Below are 20523 nucleotides of genomic sequence, written 5' to 3' on the forward strand. Positions count from 1 at the left end.
CTTGCCCTCATGGGTGGGGCGAAGACCAAGCGGATGCCGCGTGCGGTGCGGGAGCAGCAGATGCTCGACGCCGCCGTGCGCATCTTCGGGCAACGCGGCTACATGGCCGCCTCCATGGACGAGATAGCCGAGCTCGCCGGGGTCTCCAAGCCCTTGGTCTACCTGTACCTGCACTCCAAGGAAGACCTCTTCACCGCCTGCATCCGGCGCGAGGCCACCGCCCTCACGGAGGCCGTCCGCGCCGGCGTGCGCACGGACCTCCCCGCCGACCGCCGGCTCTGGGACGGCCTCCTGGCCTTCTTCGTCCACACCGCCGAACACCCCGACGCCTGGTCCGTGCTCCACCTCCAGGCCCGCACCCACGGCGAGCCCTTCGCGACCGAGGCCGCCGCGATGCGCAGGGAGCTCGTCGCGTTCGTGACCCGCCTGGTCGCGATCGCGGCAAGAGAGGCCCACCGCGACCCCGACCTCCCCGAACACGAGGTGGCGGGCCTGGCCGAGGCCCTGGTGGGCGCGGCGGAGTCCCTGGCCGCGTGGGCCAACAGAACGCCCGGCGTCACGGCCCGCCAGGCGGCGTCCACCTTGATGAACTTCGCCTGGTCGGGCCTGGGCAACCTGATGCGGGGCAACGCATGGACTCCGCCTGCCGGAGATGCCTAGGGGCGCGGGGCTGTATCGATATGCGGCTCCGCCGCGTGGGCGCGAGCAACCCACCACAAACCCGCACCCGGCGATGGCGAGAGACCCCAACGGCGCCTAGCTCACCTCCCCAACCAGGTGCAGTCGCCCCCCATCGCCCCGCAGCTCGAACCGGCCGGACCCGTCCGCCCCGTAAGTCACCGTCCCCGGCAGCAACACCGGCGCCAGAAACCGAGCCCGCACCCGCACCCCGGCGGAGCCGTCCGCGGCCAGGCAGCGGGCCACCGTCCACATGCCGTGCGCGATGGCCCGCCGGAAGCCGAAGAGGCGGGCGGTGAGCGGGTAAAGGTGGATGGGGTTGCGGTCGCCGGAGGCGGCACCGTAGCGCCGGCCCACGTCCCCGGCGAGCCGCCACGAGTCGACGACGGGCAGCGGGGCCGGCCGCTCTTCCGGGGGTTCGGCGGCCCCGTCGGTGCGATGCCGCGCGAGGTACGTGCTCCGCGACTCCCATACGACCTCCCCGCCGGCCCGCATCCCGGTGACCACCGTGGCCTCGGTGCCGCGCCGGTGCGGGGCCAGTCCCTCGATGTGCACGGCGAGTTCGTACTCACCGCTCACCGGAAGGGAGGTGTACCGGGTGATCCCGATCGACGTGTGGACGAGCCCCAGCAGGGGCAGCGGGAAATCCGCGTGGCTCATCAGCCGCATGGCCAACGGGAAGCCGAGGACGTGCGGATAGGTGAGGGGCAGGGCGCCGTCGGCCGATCCGGTGGGAAAGCCGCACACCCGCTCGTAGGCGACCAGCCGCCCCTGGTCGACCCGCACGCCGTCCAGCACCAGCCGCTCCCGCGGGAACTCCGCCTCCGGACGGGGCCGCTTGAACGGCGAGCGCAACACGCCGCCCGCGAGATGCAGCAACTCACCCACCACGCCCACCCCCATCTGCTTACTCTGAAGTAATGTTACCGCCGGTAAGGCTACGTCACGAGTCCAGAAGTGAGCCCTCGTCACATAACCCCCGAGGCTGCACACCCCCGGCCCCGGACCGCCCCCAAACCCGCACAACCCCCTCACGGCGGACCCGTACGATCACCTCCCTAACCTGCGGTAACCCCTTTCCGCCGAGGCACCGCAGGTACGCGCACGCCAGAGGAGCCGCCCGTGTCCACCCCCTTCCCGAACACCTCCGTCTCCTCCGGCACCCCCGTCTCCGCCATCGACTACGACGGCCGCCCGGTCCTCGTGGAGCCCTGGGTCCAGCGCCTGGACGGCGCTGTCCGGGAGGTGTCCGTACCGCCGTTCGTGCCCCCGGTGAAACACGGCTCGCTCGCGGACCTGCCGTTCGACAACGCCGAGTCGGCCCCCGCCCGGACCGCGCTCAGCCGCAGGCTCCCCGACGGCCGCTGGACGGACATGACGGCCGCGCACTTCGCCGAGGAAGTCCTGGCCGTGGCCAAGGGACTGATCGCCGAGGGGCTGGTGCCGGGCGACCGGATCGCCGTGATGGCCCGGACGACGTACGAGTGGACGCTGCTCGACTTCGCCGCCTGGGCCGCCGGCCTGGTCACCGTGCCGGTCTACCCGACCTCCTCCGTCTTCCAGACCCGGTGGATCCTGCACGACTCCGGCGCGGTCGCCCTGATCACCGAGACCGCCGCCCAGGCCGCCGCCCTCGGCCCCGAACTGCAGCACCTGCCCGACCTGCGCCATCTGTGGGTGATCGACAAGGAGCACGTGACCCGGCTCGCCGAGGCCGGCGTGCAGGTGCCGGACGCCGAAGTGGACGTACGGCGCGGCATGCTGGGCCCGGACACCCTCGCCACCCTCATCTACACCTCCGGCACCACCGGCCGCCCCAAGGGCTGCGCCCTCTCGCACGGCAACTTCTTCGCCGAGGTCGACAACGCCATCGAGCTGCTCTACCCGGTCTTCAAGGCCAAGGACGAGGAGCCGTCGGTCCTGCTCTTCCTGCCGATGTCCCATGTCTTCGGGCGCATGGTGGCCATCGCCTGCGTCCGGGCCCGGGTCCGTCTCGGCCACGCGCCGAGCCTGGCCGCCGAGGACCTGCTGCCGGACCTCGCCGCCTTCAAACCGACCTGCCTGCTGACCATCCCGTACATGCTGGAGAAGGTCTACAACTCGGCCCGCGCGAAGGCCGAGTCGGGCGGCCGGGCCGCCGCCTTCGACCGGGCGGCGGCGGTCGCCGTCCGCTACGGCGAGGCGCTGGAGTCCCGGCAGACCGGCACCGGCGGCGGCCCGAGCCGCTCCCTGAAGACGGCCCGCGCCTTCCATGACCCGCTGGTCTACCGCAAGATCCGGGCCGCCATGGGCGGTCGCGTACGGTACGCCATCTGCGGCGGCTCCCCGCTCGGCCGTCGCCTGGCCGCCTTCTACGCCGGCGCCGGCATCGAGATCTTCGAGGGCTACGGCCTGACGGAGACCACCGGCGCCACCACCGTCACCCCACCCCTCAAACCCCGCCTGGGCACGGTCGGCTGGCCGCTCCCCGGAACCCGCGTCCGCATCGCCGCCGACGGCGAGATCCTCGTCTCCGGCGACCACGTCCTGCGCGGCTACTGGGACCCGCAGGCCGGCGGAGTCGTCCCCGCGACCCGGGACGGCTGGCTCGCGACCGGAGACATCGGCGAACTGGACGACGAGGGCTACCTCACCATCACCGGCCGCAAGAAGGAGCTGCTGATCACGGCGGGCGGCAAGTCGGTGGCCCCGGCCCCGCTGGAGAACTGGCTGCGCCAGCACCCGCTGATCTCCCAGGTGATGCTGGTCGGCGATGCCCGACCGTACGTGGCCGCGCTGATCACCCTCGACCCCGACGGCATCTCCCACTGGCGCCAGATGATCGGCAAGCACCCGGTGCCGCCGGAACTCCTCGTGGGCGACCCGGAGCTGGACGCCGTCCTGCAGCGCGCGATCGACGAGGCCAACAAGCTGGTCTCCCGCCCCGAGTCCATCCGCCGCTTCGCCGTACTGCCCGTGGACTTCACCGAGGAGGCCGGGCACCTGACCCCGTCGATGAAGCTGCGCCGCGAGCAGATCATGACCGACTTCGCCCCCGAGGTGGAGGGCCTGTACGGCCCGGCCACCGGCCCCTGAGGGTCGGCACCCGCTCCTCGCGCGCGAAGCGGGTTGCCGCCTGGGCCGGCCGTGCCCGGCACTGATCCTCGTACGCCCCCTGATTCCAGTCAATCCTTGGGCTTCCTCGCCAACCCTAAGCGTTAACTTAGGAGTTGTGACCCTCGACGACCTCCGTGTGTTCGTGGCCGTGTGCCGTGCCGGCAGCCTCAGTTCCGTCGCCCGGGACCTCGGCTGCACCCAGTCCGCCGTCAGCCAGCACGTCAAGCGGCTGGAGCGGGAGACGGGGGTGGCGCTGCTGGAACGGCTGCCGAGGGGCGTCCTGCCGACCCAGGCCGGGCGGATACTCGAAGCCGCGGCGGCCGAGGGCATCTCCGGGCTCGACATCGCCGTACGGCAACTGCGCGACCTGGTGGACGGTCACAGCGGGTACGTCCGCGTCGCCACCGGCGCCACCACCGTCCGGCACTTCATGTCCGAGGCGGTGGTCGCCTTCCGCCGCCGCCACCCCGAGGTCAACCTGGAGTTCCGTACGGTCAGTTCGGGGCGCGGCACCTTCGACGCCCTGGCCGACGGCACCCTCGACCTGGCCTGGATCACCGTGGGCTCCCCGGTCCGGGGCATCGAGCAGCGGACGGTAGCGGAACTGCCGTGGCTGCTCGCGGTCCCCGCGGACGACCCCCTCGCCGGGCGCCCCCGTCTCGACGCGGCCGACCTGACGGGAATCCGTCTCATCCGGCTGCCCCCGAACTCCACCTCCGCCGTCCACCTGGACGCGGCCTGCGCCGAGCTGGGGGTCCGCTTCACCTACGACACGAGCGTCGCCGACTGGGACACGGCACTGCTGCTGGCCGAGCTGGGGGCGGGCCGGGCGGTGGTCCCCGCCGTGCCGGGCCTTCCCGTGCCGGGCGTGGGCGATCTGCGGCTCGTCCCGCTGCCGGGGTTGCGTCCGCTGCCCGTCGGCTGGGCCGTCCGCCGCTGGGACTCCCTCAGCCCTCCGGCCCGGGCCTTCGCGCACACGGTGGCGGAGTTCCGGGACGGGGGCGCTGCCGCGGGCTGAGCGGGAGTTCGGCCCAGACGGTTTTCACTCCCGCCGCCTGGTCAGCCTTTCTTCCGGGCGAGCAGGAACGCCTGCGGCGCTGAATCCGCCAGCGCGGCGTTCTGTTCGCGAACAGTGGTGGCTTGGAGGGCGAAACCGCCGTCGGTCAGCAGCCCTGCCATGAACGCGGGGCGGCGTCGCTCGAAGTCCAGCGTCACCGGATACCCCCACGGCTGAGCCAGGCGGAGCGCCTCGTCGCCGGCCTGGAAGGCGAGCAGGAGGTGCCCGCCGGGAGCGAGTACGCGGTTGAACTCGGCGAACAGCGCCGGCAGTTCGTCCACAGGTGTGTGGATGCTGGAGTACCAGGAGACGACCCCGGCGAGCGAACCGTCGGCACAGGGCAACTCCAGCATCGACCCCTGCTCGAACCGCAGAGCGGGGTACTCGCGGCGGGCGACGGTGAGCATCGACTCGGAGAGGTCGAGCCCGAAGACGGTCAGGCCCAGGCTCGCGAGGTGGGCCGTGACCGCGCCGGGCCCGCAGCCGAGGTCGGCCACGGTCCCGGCCGGGCCGACGAGTTCGGCGAACGCACCGAGCAGCGCCCGTTCCAGCGGCCTGTCCGCGAGCGGGTTCCGGAAGTGGTCGGCGTAGTCCTCGGCGATGGTGTCGTAGAAGGTGCGGGTGGCGGTCAGGAAGTCCCGGGTGTCGGTCATGGCGGGGGACCGTAGCGGACCCCACCGACACCCCTTCAGGGTGTTGTCCTTGGCGGCGGCCTAGCCCACCCCGGCGAGCCGCAGCAGCGCGGTCGTCGCCGCCGCGCCGAGCACCACCACCGGGAACGGCGCCCGGCGCCAGGCGAGGACGCCGCCGGCCAGGACCCCGGCGGGGCGGGCCCAGCCCGCGAAGCCGCCGGACTCCGTCAGCGCACCGGTGGCCAGCAGGGCGACGAGCAGCACGACCGCCCCGGCGGAGGCCAGCTGCTGCGCCCGGGCCGGTATCTCGACCCGCCCGTGCAGTACCGGCCCCACCAGCCGCAAGGCGTAGGTGCCCAGAGCCAGCGCGAGGATCACGACGACGGCGGCGTTCATACGGCGGCCCGCACGGGCTGCCGGCGGTGCAGCAGGAGCCCCGCCAGTGCGAGCAGCACCGGCACCCCGGCGGGTACGGCGGGCGTCAGCGCGAGGGCGATGACCGCGCCGAGCAGGGCGCACCGCCGTACCGCCGCGTCCGTCCGCAGCTGGGGCAGCACCAGCGCCACCAGAACGGCGGGAAACGCGGCGTCGAGTCCGTACCGGGCCGTGTCCCCCAGCGCGTCCCCGGCGAGCGCGCCCGCCAGCACCCCGATGTTCCACACGGCGAACAGCCCGAGCCCGGAGATCCAGAACGCCCTGCGCTGCCGTACCGGGTCGGACTGGGCGAGGGCGAAGGCGACCGTCTCGTCGGTGACCAGGTGCGCGCCGAGGAGACGGCTCGCCCGGCCGGTGCCGATGATGTCCGCCACCGCGAGGCCGAACGCGGCTGTGCGCGTGTTGAGCAGCAGCCCCGTCGCCGCGGCGGCGATCGGCCCGCCCCCGGCGAGCAGCACCCCCACCGCGCTGAACTGGGCCGAGCCGGCGTACACCACCAGGGACATCGCCACCGGCACCCACACCGGCAGCCCGCCGGCGACCGAGACGGCGCCGAAGGAGACGCCGACGATGCCGCCGGCGAGCCAGACGAGCGAGCTGTCACGAACCAGGGACATGTCATCGGATGTTCGCTGTACCGAACGCATGTTTTCTACACTGGAACGAACAGCGGCTGTCCGTCAAGCCGAACGATCGTACCGATGGAGCGAACGACATGGCCGAGCCGTCCGCCGGGACCCCCGCCCGGCTCCCGCTGGAGTGGATCGCCGCATCGCTCAAGCGCGAGCGCGCCCGCACCGGCCTGTCCCTGTCCGAGCTGGCCAAACGCGCGGGGATCGCGAAGTCCACGCTCTCCCAGCTGGAGGCGGCGAGCGGGAATCCGAACGTGGAGACGCTCTGGGCGCTCGCGGTCGCGCTGGGGGTGCCGTTCAGCGCGCTGGTCGAGCCGCCCGCGCCGCAGGTCCAGGTGATCCGCGCCGGCGAGGGCCCGGAGGTCGGCTCGGGGCAGGCGGACTACGCCGCCACCCTGCTGTCCGCGAGCCCTCCCGGGGCCCGGCGGGACATCTACCGCCTGCGCGCCGAGCCGGGGGCGGCCCGTATGTCGGACCCGCACATCCCTGGCACGGTCGAGCATCTGATCGTCGGTTCGGGCCGGATGAAGGCGGGCCCCGCCGGGCAGGAGGCCGAACTGGCGCCCGGCGATTACATGACCTATCGGGGGGACGTGGCGCACTCGTACGAGGCACTGGAACCGGGGACGACCTTCGTCCTCGTCATGCAGCACACGTAGGGAATTCGCACAGAATTCATCGACGGCGGGGGAGGCGAAAAGGCGGGAGCAAGGCAGGAGCCCCGTCGCCGGAACGGCGCGGGGCTCCTTGGGTACTGCACTCAGGTTCTGCGATCAGGCAGTGATCAGACGGGGGTGACGTTCTCCGCCTGCGGACCCTTCGGGCCCTGCGTCACGTCGAAGCTCACCTGCTGGTTCTCCTCGAGGGAGCGGAAGCCGGAGGCGTTGATCGCGGAGTAGTGAACGAAGACGTCGGGGCCGCCGCCCTCCTGGGCGATGAAGCCAAAGCCCTTTTCGGCGTTGAACCACTTAACGGTTCCGGTAGCCATAAGCCCTCCTTGGGCTCAAAAGGGTTGCCCTGCTCCAGAACCTGCACGTGCGAAACGGTGCTGCGCAACTGCATAACTCTGAAAACGACGAGAGCCTGCGGTTACATGCTCCGCAGGCTCTGTACTGCAAGGGGAACCAAACTGCAACTTGCGGCAAGCCTAGCATCCGGGCAGCCGAAAGCAATAGGGGTCAAGATCACTTCACCCGGATGTTTGAACACCCGCTCGGCCATTCGACGGCACGGCGAGGGTGGGGGCGGTCCCGGCACCGTACGGCACGGGGTCTAGTCTCGCGATGTGGACAATTCTCGCACCCGGCCGCGCGTCGGCCACATCCAGTTCCTGAACTGCCTGCCCCTCTACTGGGGGCTCGCGAGAACCGGCACCCTACTCGACTTCGACCTCACCAAGGACACCCCGGAGAAGCTCAGCGAGCAGATCGTGCGCGGCGACCTCGACATCGGCCCCGTCACCCTGGTCGAGTTCCTGCGCAACGCCGACGACCTGGTCGCCTTCCCGGACATCGCCGTCGGCTGCGACGGCCCGGTGATGTCCTGCGTGATCGTGTCGCAGGTCCCGCTCGACCGCCTGCACGGCGCCCGCGTCGCCCTCGGCTCGACCTCCCGCACCTCGGTCCGCCTCGCCCAGCTCCTGCTCGCCGAGCGCTACGGCGTCCAGCCCGACTACTACACCTGCCCGCCCGACCTCAGCCTGATGATGCAGGAGGCGGAGGCGGCGGTTCTCATCGGCGACGCGGCGCTGCGCGCGAACCTGCTCGACGGCCCGCGCTACGGCCTCGAAGTCCACGACCTCGGCGCGCTGTGGAAGGAGTGGACCGGCCTGCCGTTCGTCTTCGCCGTCTGGGCGGCCCGCCGCGATTACGTGGAACGCGAGCCGCTCATCACCCGCCGGGTCCACGAGGCGTTCCTCGCCTCCCGCAACCTCTCCCTGGAGGAGGTCGCCAAGGTCGCCGAACAGGCGGCCCGCTGGGAGTCCTTCGACGAGGCGACCCTGGCCCAGTACTTCACCACCCTCGACTTCAGCTTCGGCACCCCCCAACTGGAGGCCGTCGCCGAGTTCGCCCGCCGCGTCGGTCCCACGACCGGTTTCCCGGCGGACGTGAAGGTGGACCTGCTGCAGCGGTGAGGACGCGTCACTAGGCTGAACCCACAGGCCGTTGAGGTAGCGGCCTCGAGGTCCGGTGACCTCGGGCTGGCGACCTCGGGTTGCCGACCCCGGGTCGGCGATCTCGGTCCGAGGCGTTGGGGGGAGCGCGTCATGCAGCCGCTGGACATGGACGAGCCGGCCACCGTCGGGCCCTACCGGCTGCTCGGCCGGCTCGGCTCCGGTGGCATGGGCCGGGTCTACCTCGGCCGCAGCGCCGGCGGCCGTACCGTCGCCGTGAAGATCGTGCACCCGCACTTCGCGCTGGACGAGGAGTTCCGCGCCCGCTTCCGGCGCGAGGTGGCGGCCGCCCGCCGGGTCGGCGGCGCCTGGACCGCACCCGTCCTGGACGCGGACCCGGACGCCCCGGTGCCCTGGGTCGCCACCGCCTACGCGGCCGGCCCGTCCCTCGCCGCGGCCGTCACGGACGCCGGCCCGCTGCCCGCGCACACCGTACGGGCTCTCGGCGCGAGCCTCGCCGAGGCGCTCACGGCCGTACACGAACTGGGCCTGGTGCACCGGGACGTGAAGCCCTCCAACGTCCTGCTGACCCTCGACGGCCCCTTGCTGATCGACTTCGGCATCGCCCGGGCCATGGACGGTACGGCGTCCCTGACGTCCACCGGTGTGTCGATCGGCTCCCCGGGCTACATGGCCCCCGAGCAGATCCTCGGCAAGGGCGTCACCGGGGCCGCCGACGTCTTCTCCCTCGGCGCGGTCCTCGTCCACGCGGCCACCGGCGAACCACCCTTCCGCGGCGACTCCTCGGCCGCGCTGCTCTACAAGGTGGTCCACGAGGAGCCCGAACTCGGCACGCTCGACGGCGAGGCGGCGGAGGTGGCGGCGGCCTGCCTGGCCAAGGACCCGGCATCCCGGCCCACCCCCGCCGAGGTGAGCCACCGCCTCGCCCCCGAGGGTGCCGCCCGCCTGATCACCGGCGGCTGGCTGCCGGGCCCCCTGGTGGAGCAGGTCAGCCGCAGCGCCGTACGCCTCCTGAACCTGGACACGGGGGAGACGGCACCCTCGGGCCCGGCGCCCTTCGACAGCCCGGCGGTGACGGGCTCCTCGATCCCGGCACCGCCTTCGGGTGCGACACCGGCCTCTGCCTCCGTCCCCGCTCCGGCCCCTGCCCCTGCCTCCGCGGAGCTCAACGCGTTCACCGGAGCCGGTGCTTTCGGGCCCGCTCCGGTGATGAGTCCAGGGGGTCCGGCCGCGGCGGCCGGTGTCGGCGGGGCTTCCTCGGGAGCGCCTTCCGGTGTGGGGGCGGTCCCGGGGCCGGCGACCGGTGTGGACGGCGCGGTCCCCGGAGCGCCGACCGTCGTGCCCGCGCCGCGGGACGCGGTGCCGCCCGGCCGGTTCTCCGTCAGCGTGGCGGCGGCCTCCGCTCCGGTCGAGGGCGGCCGTGGGCGCCGGCTGAGCTGCACGGTGGTGCTGGCCGTCGCCGGGGCGCTGGCCGCGGCGACCCTGGGTGCCGGCGTGCTGCTCCAGCCCTGGGCCCGACAGGACGGGGGCGACAAGAGCATGGGCAGCGGCCCCTCCCACTCCCGGACGCCGACCGCGGACTCCACCGACGCCACCGGCACGGGCTCCGGGCCCGGCGCGATCCCGGCCCGCTACCTCGGCACCTGGGAAGGACAGGCCACCGGCCTCGGCGGCAGCCTGCCCGAGGGCACCTTCCGGCTCACCGTCCATCAGGCCGCCGTGGGAAAGGAGTTGGGACAGCTCCGGCAGACCGACCAGATCGGCCAGGTCTGCACGGACGTCCTGACCCTGAAGAAGGTGACGAAGACCCAGGTCCTCGCGACCTCGACCGGCGCCAAGGACAACCCCGGCCACTGCGTACCCACCCCGCACCAGGTCGAGTTGACCCCGGTCGGCGACGACCTGAGGTTCACCTCGGACAGTTCCGCCGAGGGCAACCCGGTGGCGCGCCTGTCGAAGGTGGGATGAGCACGGTGGGTGCGAGGGGGAGCGGGGGGACCGGATGAGCACAGGGGCGCTGGTGGCCGTCGCCGGGGTGTGGGGCGCGCTCGTGGGCGGGCTGCTGCCCCGCGCCGTCTACCGCTTCGCCGTACCGTCCGGTGAGCCCTGGCGGGACCGCTGCCCGGACGGCCATCCGATCCGCGGCTGGATCGGCCGGCTCGCGTGCGCCGCCTGCGGGGGAGCGGCCCACCGCACGGACCCACCCACCGCCGCCGCCCTCCCCGCCTCCCTCGTCACCGCCCTGACCTGCGCCGCCCTCGCCGCCGCCACCGGCACCCGGCCGGAACTGGCCGTGTGGCTGCTGCTCGCGCCCGTCGGCGTGCTGCTGGCCGTGGTCGACTTCCGCGTGCAGCGGCTGCCCGACCCGCTGACCCTGCCCCTCGCCGCGTCCGCCCTCGCCCTGCTGGGCCTCGCCGCCCTGCTGCCCGAGCACGCCGGCCACTGGCTCACCGCCCTGTACGGAGCCCTCGCGCTCGGCGCCGGCTACTACGCGCTGTACCGCATCAACCCGGCCGGCATGGGCTTCGGCGATGTGAAGCTGGCGGTCGGCATGGGCGCCGTACTCGGCTGGTACGGCTGGTCCACCGTCCTGCTCGGCGCCTTCGCCGGCTTCCTGCTCGGCGCGCTGTACGGCGCGGCCCTCGTCGCCGTACGGCGGGCGGGCCGGAAGACCACGATCCCGTTCGGGCCGTTCCTGCTGGCCGGCGCCCTCGCCGGGCTGCTGATCGGCGCGTACGCGGCCTGACGTCCTTACGGTGAAACCGCTGGCGTAGGCTGGTTCGGTCCGTCCACAACCCTTGACGAAAGGGACGCCCTGGTGACCGAGAAGGCCGACCTCCAGTCTGTCCTCGACCGTGCCGCTGCCGGTGGGCGGATCACCCCGGAAGAGGCGCTCGACCTCTACCGGGACGCCCCGTTGCACGCGCTGGGCGCCGCCGCCGACGCCGTACGCCGCCGCAAGTACGCCGGCGTCGAGCACATCGCGACGTACATCATCGAGCGGAACATCAACTACACGAACGTGTGCGTCACGGCGTGCAAGTTCTGCGCCTTCTACGCGGCCCCCAAGGACAAGGACAAGGGCTGGACCCGCGACCTCGACGACATCCTGCGCCGCTGCGCGGAGACGGTCGAGCTGGGCGGCACCCAGATCATGTTCCAGGGCGGCCACCACCCGGACTACGGCGTCGAGTACTACGAGAAGCACTTCCGGGCCATCAAGGAGGCCTTCCCCCAGCTGGTGATCCACTCGCTGGGCGCGTCCGAGGTCGAGCACATGGCCCGCATCTCCGGAGTGTCGGTCGAGGAGGCCATCACCCGGATCCACGAGGCGGGCCTCGACTCCTTCGCCGGCGCCGGCGCCGAACTGCTCCCCGAGCGCCCCCGCAAGGCCATCGCGCCCCTCAAGGAGTCCGGCGAGCGCTGGCTGGAGATCATGGAGACCGCGCACCGGCTGGGCGTGGAGTCCACCTCCACCATGCTGATGGGCACGGGCGAGACGAACGCCGAGCGCATCGAGCACCTGCGGATGATCCGGGACGTACAGGACCGCACGGGCGGCTTCCGCGCCTTCATCCCGTACACCTACCAGCCCGAGAACAACCACCTGAAGGGCCGCACCCAGGCGACCCTCTTCGAGTACCTGCGGATGATCGCGATCGCCCGCCTCTTCCTCGACAACGTCCAGCACATCCAGGGCTCCTGGCTGACCACGGGCAAGGAGGTCGGCCAGCTGTCGCTGCACTACGGCGCGGACGACCTCGGCTCGATCATGCTGGAGGAGAACGTGGTCTCCTCGGCCGGCGCCAAGCACCGCTCCAACCGCCTGGAGATCATCGACCTGATCAGGAAGGCGGGGCGGGTGCCGGCGCAGCGCTCCACGACCTACGAGCACCTGGTCGTCCACGACGACCCGGCGAACGACCCCGTGGACGAGCGGGTGATGTCCCACATCTCGTCCACGGCGATCGAGGGCGGCACGGCCCACCCGGAACTGAAGCTGCTGGCGTCCAACTGAGGCCGTTTTGCTGACGATTCACACCGCGGACCTGCTGATCACCGGGGACCCGCGGTGGTCGCCGATGCGCGAGGGGGCGATCCTGGTCCAGGGCCGGGAGATCGCCTCCGTCGGCCCGTACGAGGAACTGGCCGCGGCGCATCCGTCGGCCCGGGTACGCCGGTGGCCGGGCCTCATCGCGCCCGGTCTGCTCAACCCGTACGGGCCCGAACTGCTGGAGCAGGCCTACCACCCCGACCCGCGCGAGGCCGGCGAACTGGGCACCGAGCCGATCATGGACGCGGCGGCCCTGGCCGCCCTCGACATGACCGACGCGCGGTGGGGCGCGAGCGCCCGGCGCGGCGTACAGCGGATGCTCGCGCACGGAACGGTGGCGGTGGCGGGGGACCTGTGGCGGCCGTCCGTGGCCGACGCCGTGCACCGGGCCGGGCTGACGAGCGAGGAGCGCTTCGAGGATCCTCCGGGCCCGCCGGGCCTGGACCCGCTGGCCGGGTGCCGATCCCTCGCCGAGGCGATCCTCATGCCGATCCTGCCGCACGAGGGCGTGTGCGCGGACTTCGCCGTGTTCGACGTGCCGGACGAAGACGCCCTCGTCGAGCGTGGGGCGGGTACCTGCGTGGCGACGGTCGTCGAGGGCCGTCTGCTGTACCGCCGCCGCTGACCAGCGGCACCTCCCAACGAGCGCCGCCCCGCCCGCCTTGCCCCGCGCGGGAGCACCTCCGCCTGCCCCGCCACCCCCGCCCGGCGAGCAGCGCCCGCCCCCCTCAGCCCGCGAACGCCTCCCCGAACGCCCCCGAACTCTGGCTCAACCCGCTGCAGTTCGTCGCCGCGTCGTCCGCGTCGGAGTCCCCGGCCGTGCACCGCCGGTCCCGGAAGGTGGACCACATGGACACCCAAGCGATCTCCTTCTCCTCCGCGAACGTGCGTACCCGCGCCGCGTCGGACAGCGTGAACGTCTCCCCGTCCACGTCGTTGACCCCGATCATCGAGGTGAGCGCCATGCCCCGCCACGCCCCGGCGTCCGACAACCCGAACACCTTCTTCAGCTGGGCGTGCGCGGCCTCGGCGGAGGTGACCGCGTAGTCGCCCATGTCGCCGGCGTACGACTCGCCGTAGTTCATCGTCATCAGGTTCACCGTGGCGACCTGGACGTCGTACGTGTTCGCGGACGCCAGCAGCGCGAGACCGTCGGAGTCGAGGCCCGAGGGCATCACCGGCAGGGTGAAGGAGACCTTCAGGCCCGGCCGTTGCTTCTGGAGCAGCGCTATCGCCCGCGAACGCCGGGCGACGGAAGCGGAGTCGGTCAGTTCGTCGCCCTCGATGTCGAAGTCGGCCCGTTCGGAGCCGGCCGCGTCCAGCGCCCTGCCGTAGGCGGCGGCCAGTTCCGCGACGCTGTCGCAGGTCGCGGCCAGCTCCTTGCCGGACGCTCCGCCGAAGGACACACGGACGTCGGCGCCGTCCTTCTTCAGGCGCGCTATCCGGGACTTCACGGCCGAGTCGCCGATCGCCTCGGTGCCGTTCCACTTCGGCGTGCAGCCACTGCCGTCGGAGATGACGAAGGCGAGGTTGTACGTCGACGGTGAACCGGCGGAGTCGGTGTCCGACGCCTCGGTGGCGCTGACGTAGGGGGCGTAGGCGACCGTCGAGGGCGAGGGCGAGGGCGAGGGCGAGGGCGAGGGCGAGGGCGAGGGCGAGAGCGAGCTTGCAGAGCGCCGATCCCCAGCCCCTTCGGTCTCCGCATCCGCCTCCCCTGGCGCCAACTGACCGGAGCGCAGCGGCAGTCATGACCATTCCGACGTCCTCGCGCGGCCGCCGGCGCGCCCCCACCCGCATCGAACGCGCGGCGGGCAGGGCCGCGGCGCTCCAGCGCCCCCGTGTCATCCTCGCGCTTCTTCTCCTGCTGGCCCTGACCTGCGTAATGCTGCTCGACGGCTATCTGCGCGCCGAGGTCGGCGGCGACCAGCGCGTACGCACCGGTGCCGGCTCCGGCAAGGTCCCCGACAAGATCCTGAACGGCGGCCCGATCCTCACCTTCCGGGGCGGACAGGCCACCGCGGTCTCCGTCCCGGCGAAAACCATCGCGCTCACCTTCGACGACGGCCCGAAAGCTTCGGCAGCGCCCTGTGGGACCTGTCGACGTACCTCTTCTGCTGGATCCTCGGCTTCGCCCACCGCGACGGTGTGCTGCGGCGGATGAGACCGGCGCTCGTCTGCGTCCTGTCGTGTGCCGCGATGGCCTACGGCGCCTGGTACGCCCTCTCCCACCAGGCCGACTTCGGCACCTACGACCTCGACGAGAACCCCCTCGCCCAGGCCTTCTGGTCGGCGGGCTTCGTGACGCTGCTGATGTGGGCGAAGGCGTCCTTCCGGATCGACTTCGCCTGGCTGACCCGGTTCCGGCGGCTGGACCGTACGGTCACCGTCTTCAACGCCCGCGCGGTGACGATCTACCTCTGGCACGAGATCGCCCTGGTCCTGGCCGTCCCGCTGATCGACCGGTTCTGGGACGTGCCCGCATTCGAGAGATACCTGCCCCTGGACAGCCAGTGGTTCATGTTCGGCGTCGGCTGGATCCTGATCGCCGTCTTCGTGCTGCTGTGCGGCTGGGTGGAGGACGTCGCGGCACGGAGGCGGCCCAGGCTCCTGCCGTGAGGGCGGGCTGCAAGAATGGGCGGGTGACCCGCGCTTCCCTGAACAAGCAGCCGCACGAAGTCGCCTCGATGTTCGACGACGTGGCGGAACGGTACGACCTGACCAACGACGTGCTGTCGCTCGGCCAGGACCGGGTGTGGCGCAAGGAGGTGGCGAAGGCGGTCGACGCGCGCCCCGCGCAGAAGGTCCTCGACCTGGCCGCCGGCACGGCCACCTCCTCGCTGCCCTTCGCGCGGACGGGCGCGTACGTCGTCCCGTGCGACTTCTCGCTCGGGATGCTGCAGGTCGGCAAGAAGAAGCACACCTGGCTGCCGTTCACGGCCGGCGACGCGACGCGGCTGCCGTTCAAGGACGACACCTTCGACGCGGTGACGATCTCCTTCGGGCTGCGCAACGTCCAGGACACGGACGCGGCGCTGCGGGAGATGTACCGGGTGACCCGGCCCGGCGGCCGGGTGGTGATCTGCGAGTTCTCGCACCCGACCTGGGCGCCCTTCAGGACCGTCTACACCGAGTACCTGATGCGTGCGCTGCCGCCGGTCGCGCGGGCGGTCTCGTCCAACCCGGACGCGTACGTCTACCTCGCCGAGTCCATCCGCGCCTGGCCCGACCAGCCCGCCCTCGCCGAGCGGCTGCGCAAGGCGGGCTGGTCGAAGGTGGCCTGGCGCAACCTCACCGGCGGCGTGGTCGCGCTGCACCGGGGCTTCAAGGAGAGCTGAGGCCCTTCACGGCGCCTAGCGGTTGATCGTCTCGAAGGCGTCCCCGGGCTCACCGAGTTCGCGTTGCAGTCCGCCGCTGGGCGGCCGTGGGATGCGTGGCTCGCGCACGCCTCCGCCGCCCTCTCCCTCACCGAAGTCGAACCACACGTACACCATGGAGTCCCGGGGCACTTCGGCGCCGGGCTGCGGGTACTGGCGTACGACGTAGTCGACGACCGCGAGGTGGAAGTCCGGGCGGTCCGGCGCGTTGAGGAACAGGCCCCGCGCCTGGGCCGTCTCGCGCGCGTCCATGGCCATCAGTCCGACCAGTCGCGGTACGCGCACTTCGGGTGTTTTGGGTGTTATGCGCACAGATGTCACCCCCAGCGGTACTGGAAGGGTAACTCCCGTGCGCCCCGGCCGGAAGGAGTCGGTGTCTTTCTGTGACAGATGGCTACTCTGTGTGGTCGAGGCTCAGCCGGAAGCACAGGGCGTCTTCGTCCAGGGTGGGATGCGGATAGGTCTCCGCCGGGCGCATGCCGAGCCGCCGGGTCACCGCGATCGACCGCTCGTTTCCCGGCCGGACCACCGCCACCACCTCCTTGACCCCGGCCGTCCGCACCCGCCGCAGCGTCTCGCGCGCGGCCGCGGTGACGTACCCCTTGCCCCAGTGCGCGCGGCCGAGCCGCCAGCCGATCTCCATCTCGCCGACCGGACCCCACTCCGGCCGCCAGGGCTGCGCTCCGGTGAAGCCGATGACCTCACCGGACTCGTCCAGCATGGTCCACAGGCAGAAGCCGAGTTCGGCGTCGTGCCGCCGCTGCCGCGCGGTGAGTTCCTCGTAGACCGACAGCGCGGCCGGTCTGCCGCCGTAGAACTCCATGACCTCGGGGTCGTCGAAGACCCGGTGCCAGGCGATCGCGTCCTCATGGGTGGGAACGCGCAGCCGTACCGCAGGGAGAGGTCGGTTCACAGGGCAGCCCTTCAGCCGGGTGATCAATTCTGCTGAATAGACTGCCCATGTCCAGTGCCGGTCGGCACACAGATTTCGAACTTGGGGAGATCCCGCCGTGACCGTCGAGACCGAGCCCCTCTCCGAGAACACCGCCGATGTGATCGTCGTGGGCGCGGGGCCCGCCGGCTCCACGACCGCGTACCACCTCGCCAAGGCCGGCCTCGACGTCCTGCTCCTGGAGAAGACCGAGTTCCCGCGCGAAAAGGTGTGCGGTGACGGCCTCACCCCGCGCGCGGTCAAGCAGCTCGTCGCCATGGGCATCGACATCTCCGAGGAGGCCGGCTGGCTGCGGAACAAGGGCCTGCGCATCATCGGCGGCGGCGTCCGCCTCCAGCTGGACTGGCCGGAGCTGGCCTCCTACCCGAACTACGGACTCGTCCGCAAGCGCGACGACTTCGACGAGCAGCTCGCCCGCAACGCCCAGAAGGCGGGGGCGCGGTTGTACGAGCGCTGCAACGTGAGCGGCCCGGTCATCGACGACCGCACCGGCCGCATCACGGGTGTCACCGCCAAGCTCGGCGAGGAGAAGCGCGAGGTCACCTTCCGCGCGCCCCTGGTGGTGGCCGCCGACGGCAACTCCACCCGCCTGTCCCTCGCGATGGGCCTGCACCGCCGCGAGGACCGCCCGATGGGTGTCGCGGTGCGCACCTACTTCACCTCGCCCCGCCACGAGGACGACTACCTGGAGTCCTGGCTGGAACTGTGGGACCGCCGCGGCCCCCAGGACCGGCTGCTGCCCGGCTACGGCTGGATCTTCGGCATGGGCGACGGCACCTCGAACGTCGGCCTCGGTGTGCTGAACACCTCCGCCTCCTTCAAGGAGCTGGACTGGCGCGAGATCCTCAAGGCCTGGTGCGCCTCCATGCCGGAGGACTGGGGCTACACCCCCGAGAACATGACCGGCCCCATCCGTGGCGCCGCCCTCCCCATGGCCTTCAATCGCCAGCCGCACTACACGCGCGGCCTGCTGCTCGTCGGGGACGCCGGCGGCCTGGTGAACCCCTTCAACGGCGAGGGCATCGCCTACGCCATGGAGTCCGGCCAGATCGCCGCCGACGTCATCGTCCAGGCCCACGCGCGGGCCACGCCCGCCCAGCGCGAGATCGCCCTGCAGCGCTACCCGCGCGTCCTGAAGGACACCTACGGCGGCTACTACACGCTCGGCCGTGCCTTCGTGAAGCTCATCGGCAACCCGAAGGTCATGCAGATCGCGGCCCAGCGCGGCCTCACCCACCCGATGCTGATGAAGTTCACCCTCAAGCTGCTGGCGAACCTCACCGACCCCACGGGCGGCGACGCCATGGACCGCATCATCAACGGCCTGAGCAAGGTGGCCCCGAAGGCGTGAGCCCTTCCTAGGACCGGCTCAGCTCCTCGGCACGGGCGGCCCGGCGGGCGAACACCTCGTCCCGCCGGTCCGCCATCTGCCGCAGCGCGTCCTTTTTCTCCCGCTTGGAGAGCCGATCCAGGTAGAGGTACCCGTTGGTGTGGTCGGTCTCGTGGATGAGGCAGCGCGCGAAGTACCCCGTGCCCTCGATGACGACGGGATCGCCGTCCTTGTCCTGCCCGCGCACGACGGCCCGGTCCGGCCGCGGTACGGCCATCACGGCACCCGGAACCGACAGACAGCCCTCGCCCTCGTCCAGCAACCGCCGCCCGCTCGTGGGCGTTTCGAGCACCGGATTGACGATGTGCCCGACATGCCGGACTCCGTCGTCATCGGGGCAGTCGTACACGAACAGCCGCAGATCGACCCCCACCTGACTCGCCGCGAGTCCCGCTCCTTCGGCGACATACAGGGTCAGGAACATGTCGTCGACGAGTGCGGCGAGGTCGGGTCCGAACTCCGTGACGTCCCGGCACGGCTTGTGCAGGACCTCCTCGCCGACCTCGGTGATCCGGCGCACCGCACCGCGCCCGGCCTCGGGGGCGTGGCGGGGGTAGTAGTCGGCGGGCCTTCCCTGTACGAACACGCGTGGCATGCCGCGGTCTCCTTCGCTCATGGACGGACCGCAGGACGGCGGCCCGAGCAGAGCATGTCAGGAGCGGCGCTCCGCGGCGCCGGGAACGGCGCAAGGGCCGCTGCCCCCGAGCGGCTGCGGCCCTGTGCGCGTGACAGGCGGGTGAGCGAGGTGCGTTCAGAGCACCCGCACGGCGCCGGTCGGCGGGTCGTACGACAGCGGCTTCTCGACGATGCCGGTGGACGGGTTCTGCGCGCCGACGAACATACCGTCGCCGGCGTAGATCGCCACGTGGTACGCGCTGCCCGCGCTGCCCCAGTAGAGGATGTCGCCCGGCTGCAGGTTGCTCAGCGAGACCTGCGTGCCGGCGGTCGACTGGTCCTGGGACACGCGCGGCAGGCTGACGCCGACCTGCTTGAAAGCGGCCTGCACCAGGCTGGAGCAGTCCCACGCGTTGGGGCCGGAGGCGCCAAGGACGTAGCTCTTGCCGATCTGGGCCTTGGCGAAGGCGAGGACGGCCGCGGCGGAACCGGTGGCCGTGCTCGTGGAGGTGCCGGTGCTGTCCGTGGCGGCGAGTGTCGTCCGCGCCGCGCTGCGCGAGGCACGCTCGGCGGCGGCCTTGCGGGCGGCCTCCTCGGCCTTCTTCTTGGCTTCGGCGGCCTTCTGCTTCGCCTCCGCGAGGTCCGCCTTGGCCTGCTTCGCGGCCTTTGCGGCGGCCGCGTCACGCTCGGCCTGCAGCTGGTAGTTCGCGGCGGCCTGCTGGGTGGCGTCCGCGGACTTGGCGGCCTGAGCGGCCAGGTCGGCCGTCAGGGTGGGCAGTTCGAGGGTCTGCGTCACCGGCTCGGCCGCGTTCGCCGAGCCCGACGCCCCGGCCACTGCCAGGGTGCTGAGGACGCCACCGGCAACTCCGGCCCGCATCGCGAGGGTCGACGCGCTGCGGCGGGGCTTCCGGTGGCTGCGTATGTGAGCGGTGTGGGACATGGGAACAACCGGTATCAGGGGCTCCTTCATATCTTCAAGAAACGTGTGCTGCGCCACAGTTGCTCAATCGAGACCTGAAATCCCGGACGCGTCGCTCTTTATTGACGCCGTAACGGACATTGCGGACGCACGTGATCAAGGGCTTGATCACGGCCTTTGATCATTACGTCCGAATTGCCCCACGCCTACCACTGGTTGAGGTCATTGGCCAAGCCCGGTTCTCAGGAGCCTCTCATCGATGTGGCGGAGGTCACGGAACGGTCACCGGAAACGCGGCGTCCCGTGCGCGAGGAGCTCGTGAACGCGTGCACGCGTCCGGACCCGCGTCCACATCGCACCCCGCACCTCCCCCTGATGTGTGAACGCGTCCCTCTATCAGGCACCCACGTCCAGCACCAATTTGCATGCGTCGGAACCCTCTTGATATGGAGACGCACCCTCCGGCCTGCGATGACGAGCGAGAATGTCACTTCTCGTGATCAACTGAACGCTTCGCGTATGAAGATCACTCATAATCCGACTTCATGATCCTTC

Annotated in this window: 21 protein-coding genes and 2 pseudogenes; 13 read left to right on the forward strand and 10 right to left on the reverse strand. The window is 71.6% G+C overall.

Features of this window, described 5'->3' with window-relative positions:
* Positions 1-9 precede the first annotated feature (9 nt).
* On the forward strand, positions 10-660 hold the full coding sequence (locus tag ACQPXS_RS26970) for a TetR/AcrR family transcriptional regulator (RefSeq protein WP_433451841.1): 651 nt from the start codon (positions 10-12) through the stop codon (positions 658-660).
* A 96-nt stretch (positions 661-756) separates the two neighbouring features.
* Here the strand turns inward: ACQPXS_RS26970 and ACQPXS_RS26975 are convergent, their stop codons facing one another.
* Positions 757-1581 (reverse strand): MaoC family dehydratase, encoded by an 825-nt coding sequence (locus tag ACQPXS_RS26975; protein WP_433451842.1) that lies wholly within the window; start codon positions 1579-1581, stop codon positions 757-759.
* Between the two features lie 273 nt (positions 1582-1854).
* Here ACQPXS_RS26975 and ACQPXS_RS26980 point away from each other — a divergent pair, with 273 nt between their 5' ends.
* Together ACQPXS_RS26980 and ACQPXS_RS26985 are read left to right on the forward strand one after the other, a co-directional pair.
* Positions 1855-3753 (forward strand): AMP-dependent synthetase/ligase, encoded by a 1899-nt coding sequence (locus ACQPXS_RS26980; RefSeq protein ID WP_433455960.1) that lies wholly within the window; start codon positions 1855-1857, stop codon positions 3751-3753.
* Positions 3754-3889: 136 nt separating this feature from the next.
* Complete coding sequence (locus ACQPXS_RS26985) at positions 3890-4792, forward strand: LysR family transcriptional regulator (protein WP_433451843.1); 903 nt, start codon at positions 3890-3892, stop codon at positions 4790-4792.
* 41 nt (positions 4793-4833) lie between these two features.
* Here the strand turns inward: ACQPXS_RS26985 and ACQPXS_RS26990 are convergent, their stop codons facing one another.
* From ACQPXS_RS26990 to ACQPXS_RS27000, 3 genes are read right to left on the reverse strand one after another with little or no spacing between them, the layout of a single operon-like run.
* Positions 4834-5484 carry a class I SAM-dependent methyltransferase gene (locus tag ACQPXS_RS26990; RefSeq protein ID WP_433451844.1) on the reverse strand — a complete coding sequence of 217 codons (651 nt, stop codon included), beginning with the start codon at positions 5482-5484 and terminating at the stop codon, positions 4834-4836.
* A gap of 60 nt (positions 5485-5544) precedes the next feature.
* On the reverse strand, positions 5545-5859 hold the full coding sequence (locus ACQPXS_RS26995) for an AzlD domain-containing protein (protein ID WP_433451845.1): 315 nt from the start codon (positions 5857-5859) through the stop codon (positions 5545-5547).
* Positions 5856-6545 carry an AzlC family ABC transporter permease gene (locus ACQPXS_RS27000; protein ID WP_433451847.1) on the reverse strand — a complete coding sequence of 230 codons (690 nt, stop codon included), beginning with the start codon at positions 6543-6545 and terminating at the stop codon, positions 5856-5858. Before ACQPXS_RS27000 ends, ACQPXS_RS26995 begins: the two co-directional genes overlap by 4 nt.
* Positions 6546-6613: 68 nt before the next feature.
* Here ACQPXS_RS27000 and ACQPXS_RS27005 point away from each other — a divergent pair, with 68 nt between their 5' ends.
* On the forward strand, positions 6614-7189 hold the full coding sequence (locus tag ACQPXS_RS27005) for a helix-turn-helix domain-containing protein (protein ID WP_433451848.1): 576 nt from the start codon (positions 6614-6616) through the stop codon (positions 7187-7189).
* 125 nt (positions 7190-7314) lie between these two features.
* Here ACQPXS_RS27005 and ACQPXS_RS27010 read toward each other — a convergent pair whose 3' ends face one another.
* The gene (locus tag ACQPXS_RS27010; protein ID WP_003992177.1) at positions 7315-7518 is read right to left on the reverse strand and encodes a cold-shock protein; all 204 of its coding nucleotides are present in this window, start codon (positions 7516-7518) and stop codon (positions 7315-7317) included.
* A gap of 297 nt (positions 7519-7815) precedes the next feature.
* Between ACQPXS_RS27010 and ACQPXS_RS27015 the strand changes: the two genes are divergently transcribed.
* From ACQPXS_RS27015 to ACQPXS_RS27035, 5 genes are all read left to right on the forward strand, one after another.
* Positions 7816-8664 carry a menaquinone biosynthetic enzyme MqnA/MqnD family protein gene (locus ACQPXS_RS27015; protein WP_433451849.1) on the forward strand — a complete coding sequence of 283 codons (849 nt, stop codon included), beginning with the start codon at positions 7816-7818 and terminating at the stop codon, positions 8662-8664.
* Positions 8665-8796: 132 nt separating this feature from the next.
* On the forward strand, positions 8797-10632 hold the full coding sequence (locus ACQPXS_RS27020; RefSeq protein WP_433451850.1) for a protein kinase domain-containing protein: 1836 nt from the start codon (positions 8797-8799) through the stop codon (positions 10630-10632).
* A gap of 34 nt (positions 10633-10666) precedes the next feature.
* Positions 10667-11410: a prepilin peptidase gene (locus ACQPXS_RS27025; protein ID WP_433451852.1), complete on the forward strand. Its 744-nt coding sequence runs from the start codon at positions 10667-10669 to the stop codon at positions 11408-11410.
* Positions 11411-11482: 72 nt separating this feature from the next.
* The gene (gene mqnC, locus ACQPXS_RS27030) at positions 11483-12682 is read left to right on the forward strand and encodes a cyclic dehypoxanthinyl futalosine synthase (RefSeq protein WP_365333036.1); all 1200 of its coding nucleotides are present in this window, start codon (positions 11483-11485) and stop codon (positions 12680-12682) included.
* A 7-nt stretch (positions 12683-12689) separates the two neighbouring features.
* Positions 12690-13343 carry an imidazolonepropionase-like domain-containing protein gene (locus tag ACQPXS_RS27035; RefSeq protein ID WP_433451853.1) on the forward strand — a complete coding sequence of 218 codons (654 nt, stop codon included), beginning with the start codon at positions 12690-12692 and terminating at the stop codon, positions 13341-13343.
* 103 nt (positions 13344-13446) lie between these two features.
* Here ACQPXS_RS27035 and ACQPXS_RS27040 read toward each other — a convergent pair whose 3' ends face one another.
* Positions 13447-14442: a chitinase gene (locus ACQPXS_RS27040; RefSeq protein WP_433451854.1), complete on the reverse strand. Its 996-nt coding sequence runs from the start codon at positions 14440-14442 to the stop codon at positions 13447-13449.
* Positions 14443-14465: 23 nt separating this feature from the next.
* Here ACQPXS_RS27040 and ACQPXS_RS27045 point away from each other — a divergent pair.
* The 3 genes and pseudogenes from ACQPXS_RS27045 to ACQPXS_RS27055 form a co-directional block, all read left to right on the forward strand.
* A pseudogene (locus ACQPXS_RS27045) lies at positions 14466-14804 on the forward strand (bi-functional transferase/deacetylase); the annotation flags it as partial.
* Positions 14792-15334: pseudogene (locus tag ACQPXS_RS27050) on the forward strand (acyltransferase family protein); the annotation flags it as partial. The pseudogenes ACQPXS_RS27045 and ACQPXS_RS27050, both read left to right, overlap by 13 nt.
* Positions 15335-15357: 23 nt before the next feature.
* Positions 15358-16053: a demethylmenaquinone methyltransferase gene (locus ACQPXS_RS27055; RefSeq protein ID WP_351802361.1), complete on the forward strand. Its 696-nt coding sequence runs from the start codon at positions 15358-15360 to the stop codon at positions 16051-16053.
* Positions 16054-16068: 15 nt separating this feature from the next.
* Here the strand turns inward: ACQPXS_RS27055 and ACQPXS_RS27060 are convergent, their stop codons facing one another.
* Together ACQPXS_RS27060 and ACQPXS_RS27065 are read right to left on the reverse strand one after the other, a co-directional pair.
* Positions 16069-16377 (reverse strand): PASTA domain-containing protein, encoded by a 309-nt coding sequence (locus ACQPXS_RS27060; RefSeq protein ID WP_351802359.1) that lies wholly within the window; start codon positions 16375-16377, stop codon positions 16069-16071.
* Between the two features lie 109 nt (positions 16378-16486).
* A complete protein-coding gene (locus ACQPXS_RS27065; RefSeq protein ID WP_433451855.1) occupies positions 16487-17005 on the reverse strand; it encodes a GNAT family N-acetyltransferase in 519 nt (172 codons plus the stop codon).
* 97 nt (positions 17006-17102) lie between these two features.
* Here ACQPXS_RS27065 and ACQPXS_RS27070 point away from each other — a divergent pair, with 97 nt between their 5' ends.
* A complete protein-coding gene (locus ACQPXS_RS27070; protein WP_356307689.1) occupies positions 17103-18395 on the forward strand; it encodes a geranylgeranyl reductase family protein in 1293 nt (430 codons plus the stop codon).
* A 7-nt stretch (positions 18396-18402) separates the two neighbouring features.
* On the opposite strand, the gene def is transcribed toward ACQPXS_RS27070, so the two are convergent.
* Both def and ACQPXS_RS27080 read right to left on the reverse strand, forming a co-directional pair.
* Positions 18403-19029, reverse strand: coding sequence for a peptide deformylase (gene def / locus ACQPXS_RS27075; RefSeq protein WP_433451857.1), 627 nt, complete (start codon positions 19027-19029; stop codon positions 18403-18405).
* Between the two features lie 156 nt (positions 19030-19185).
* The gene (locus ACQPXS_RS27080) at positions 19186-19989 is read right to left on the reverse strand and encodes a C40 family peptidase (protein ID WP_433451859.1); all 804 of its coding nucleotides are present in this window, start codon (positions 19987-19989) and stop codon (positions 19186-19188) included.
* Positions 19990-20523: the final 534 nt, after the last annotated feature.

This window comes from Streptomyces sp. CA-142005, from assembly GCF_050942335.1.
Taxonomy (GTDB): Bacteria; Actinomycetota; Actinomycetes; order Streptomycetales; family Streptomycetaceae; genus Streptomyces.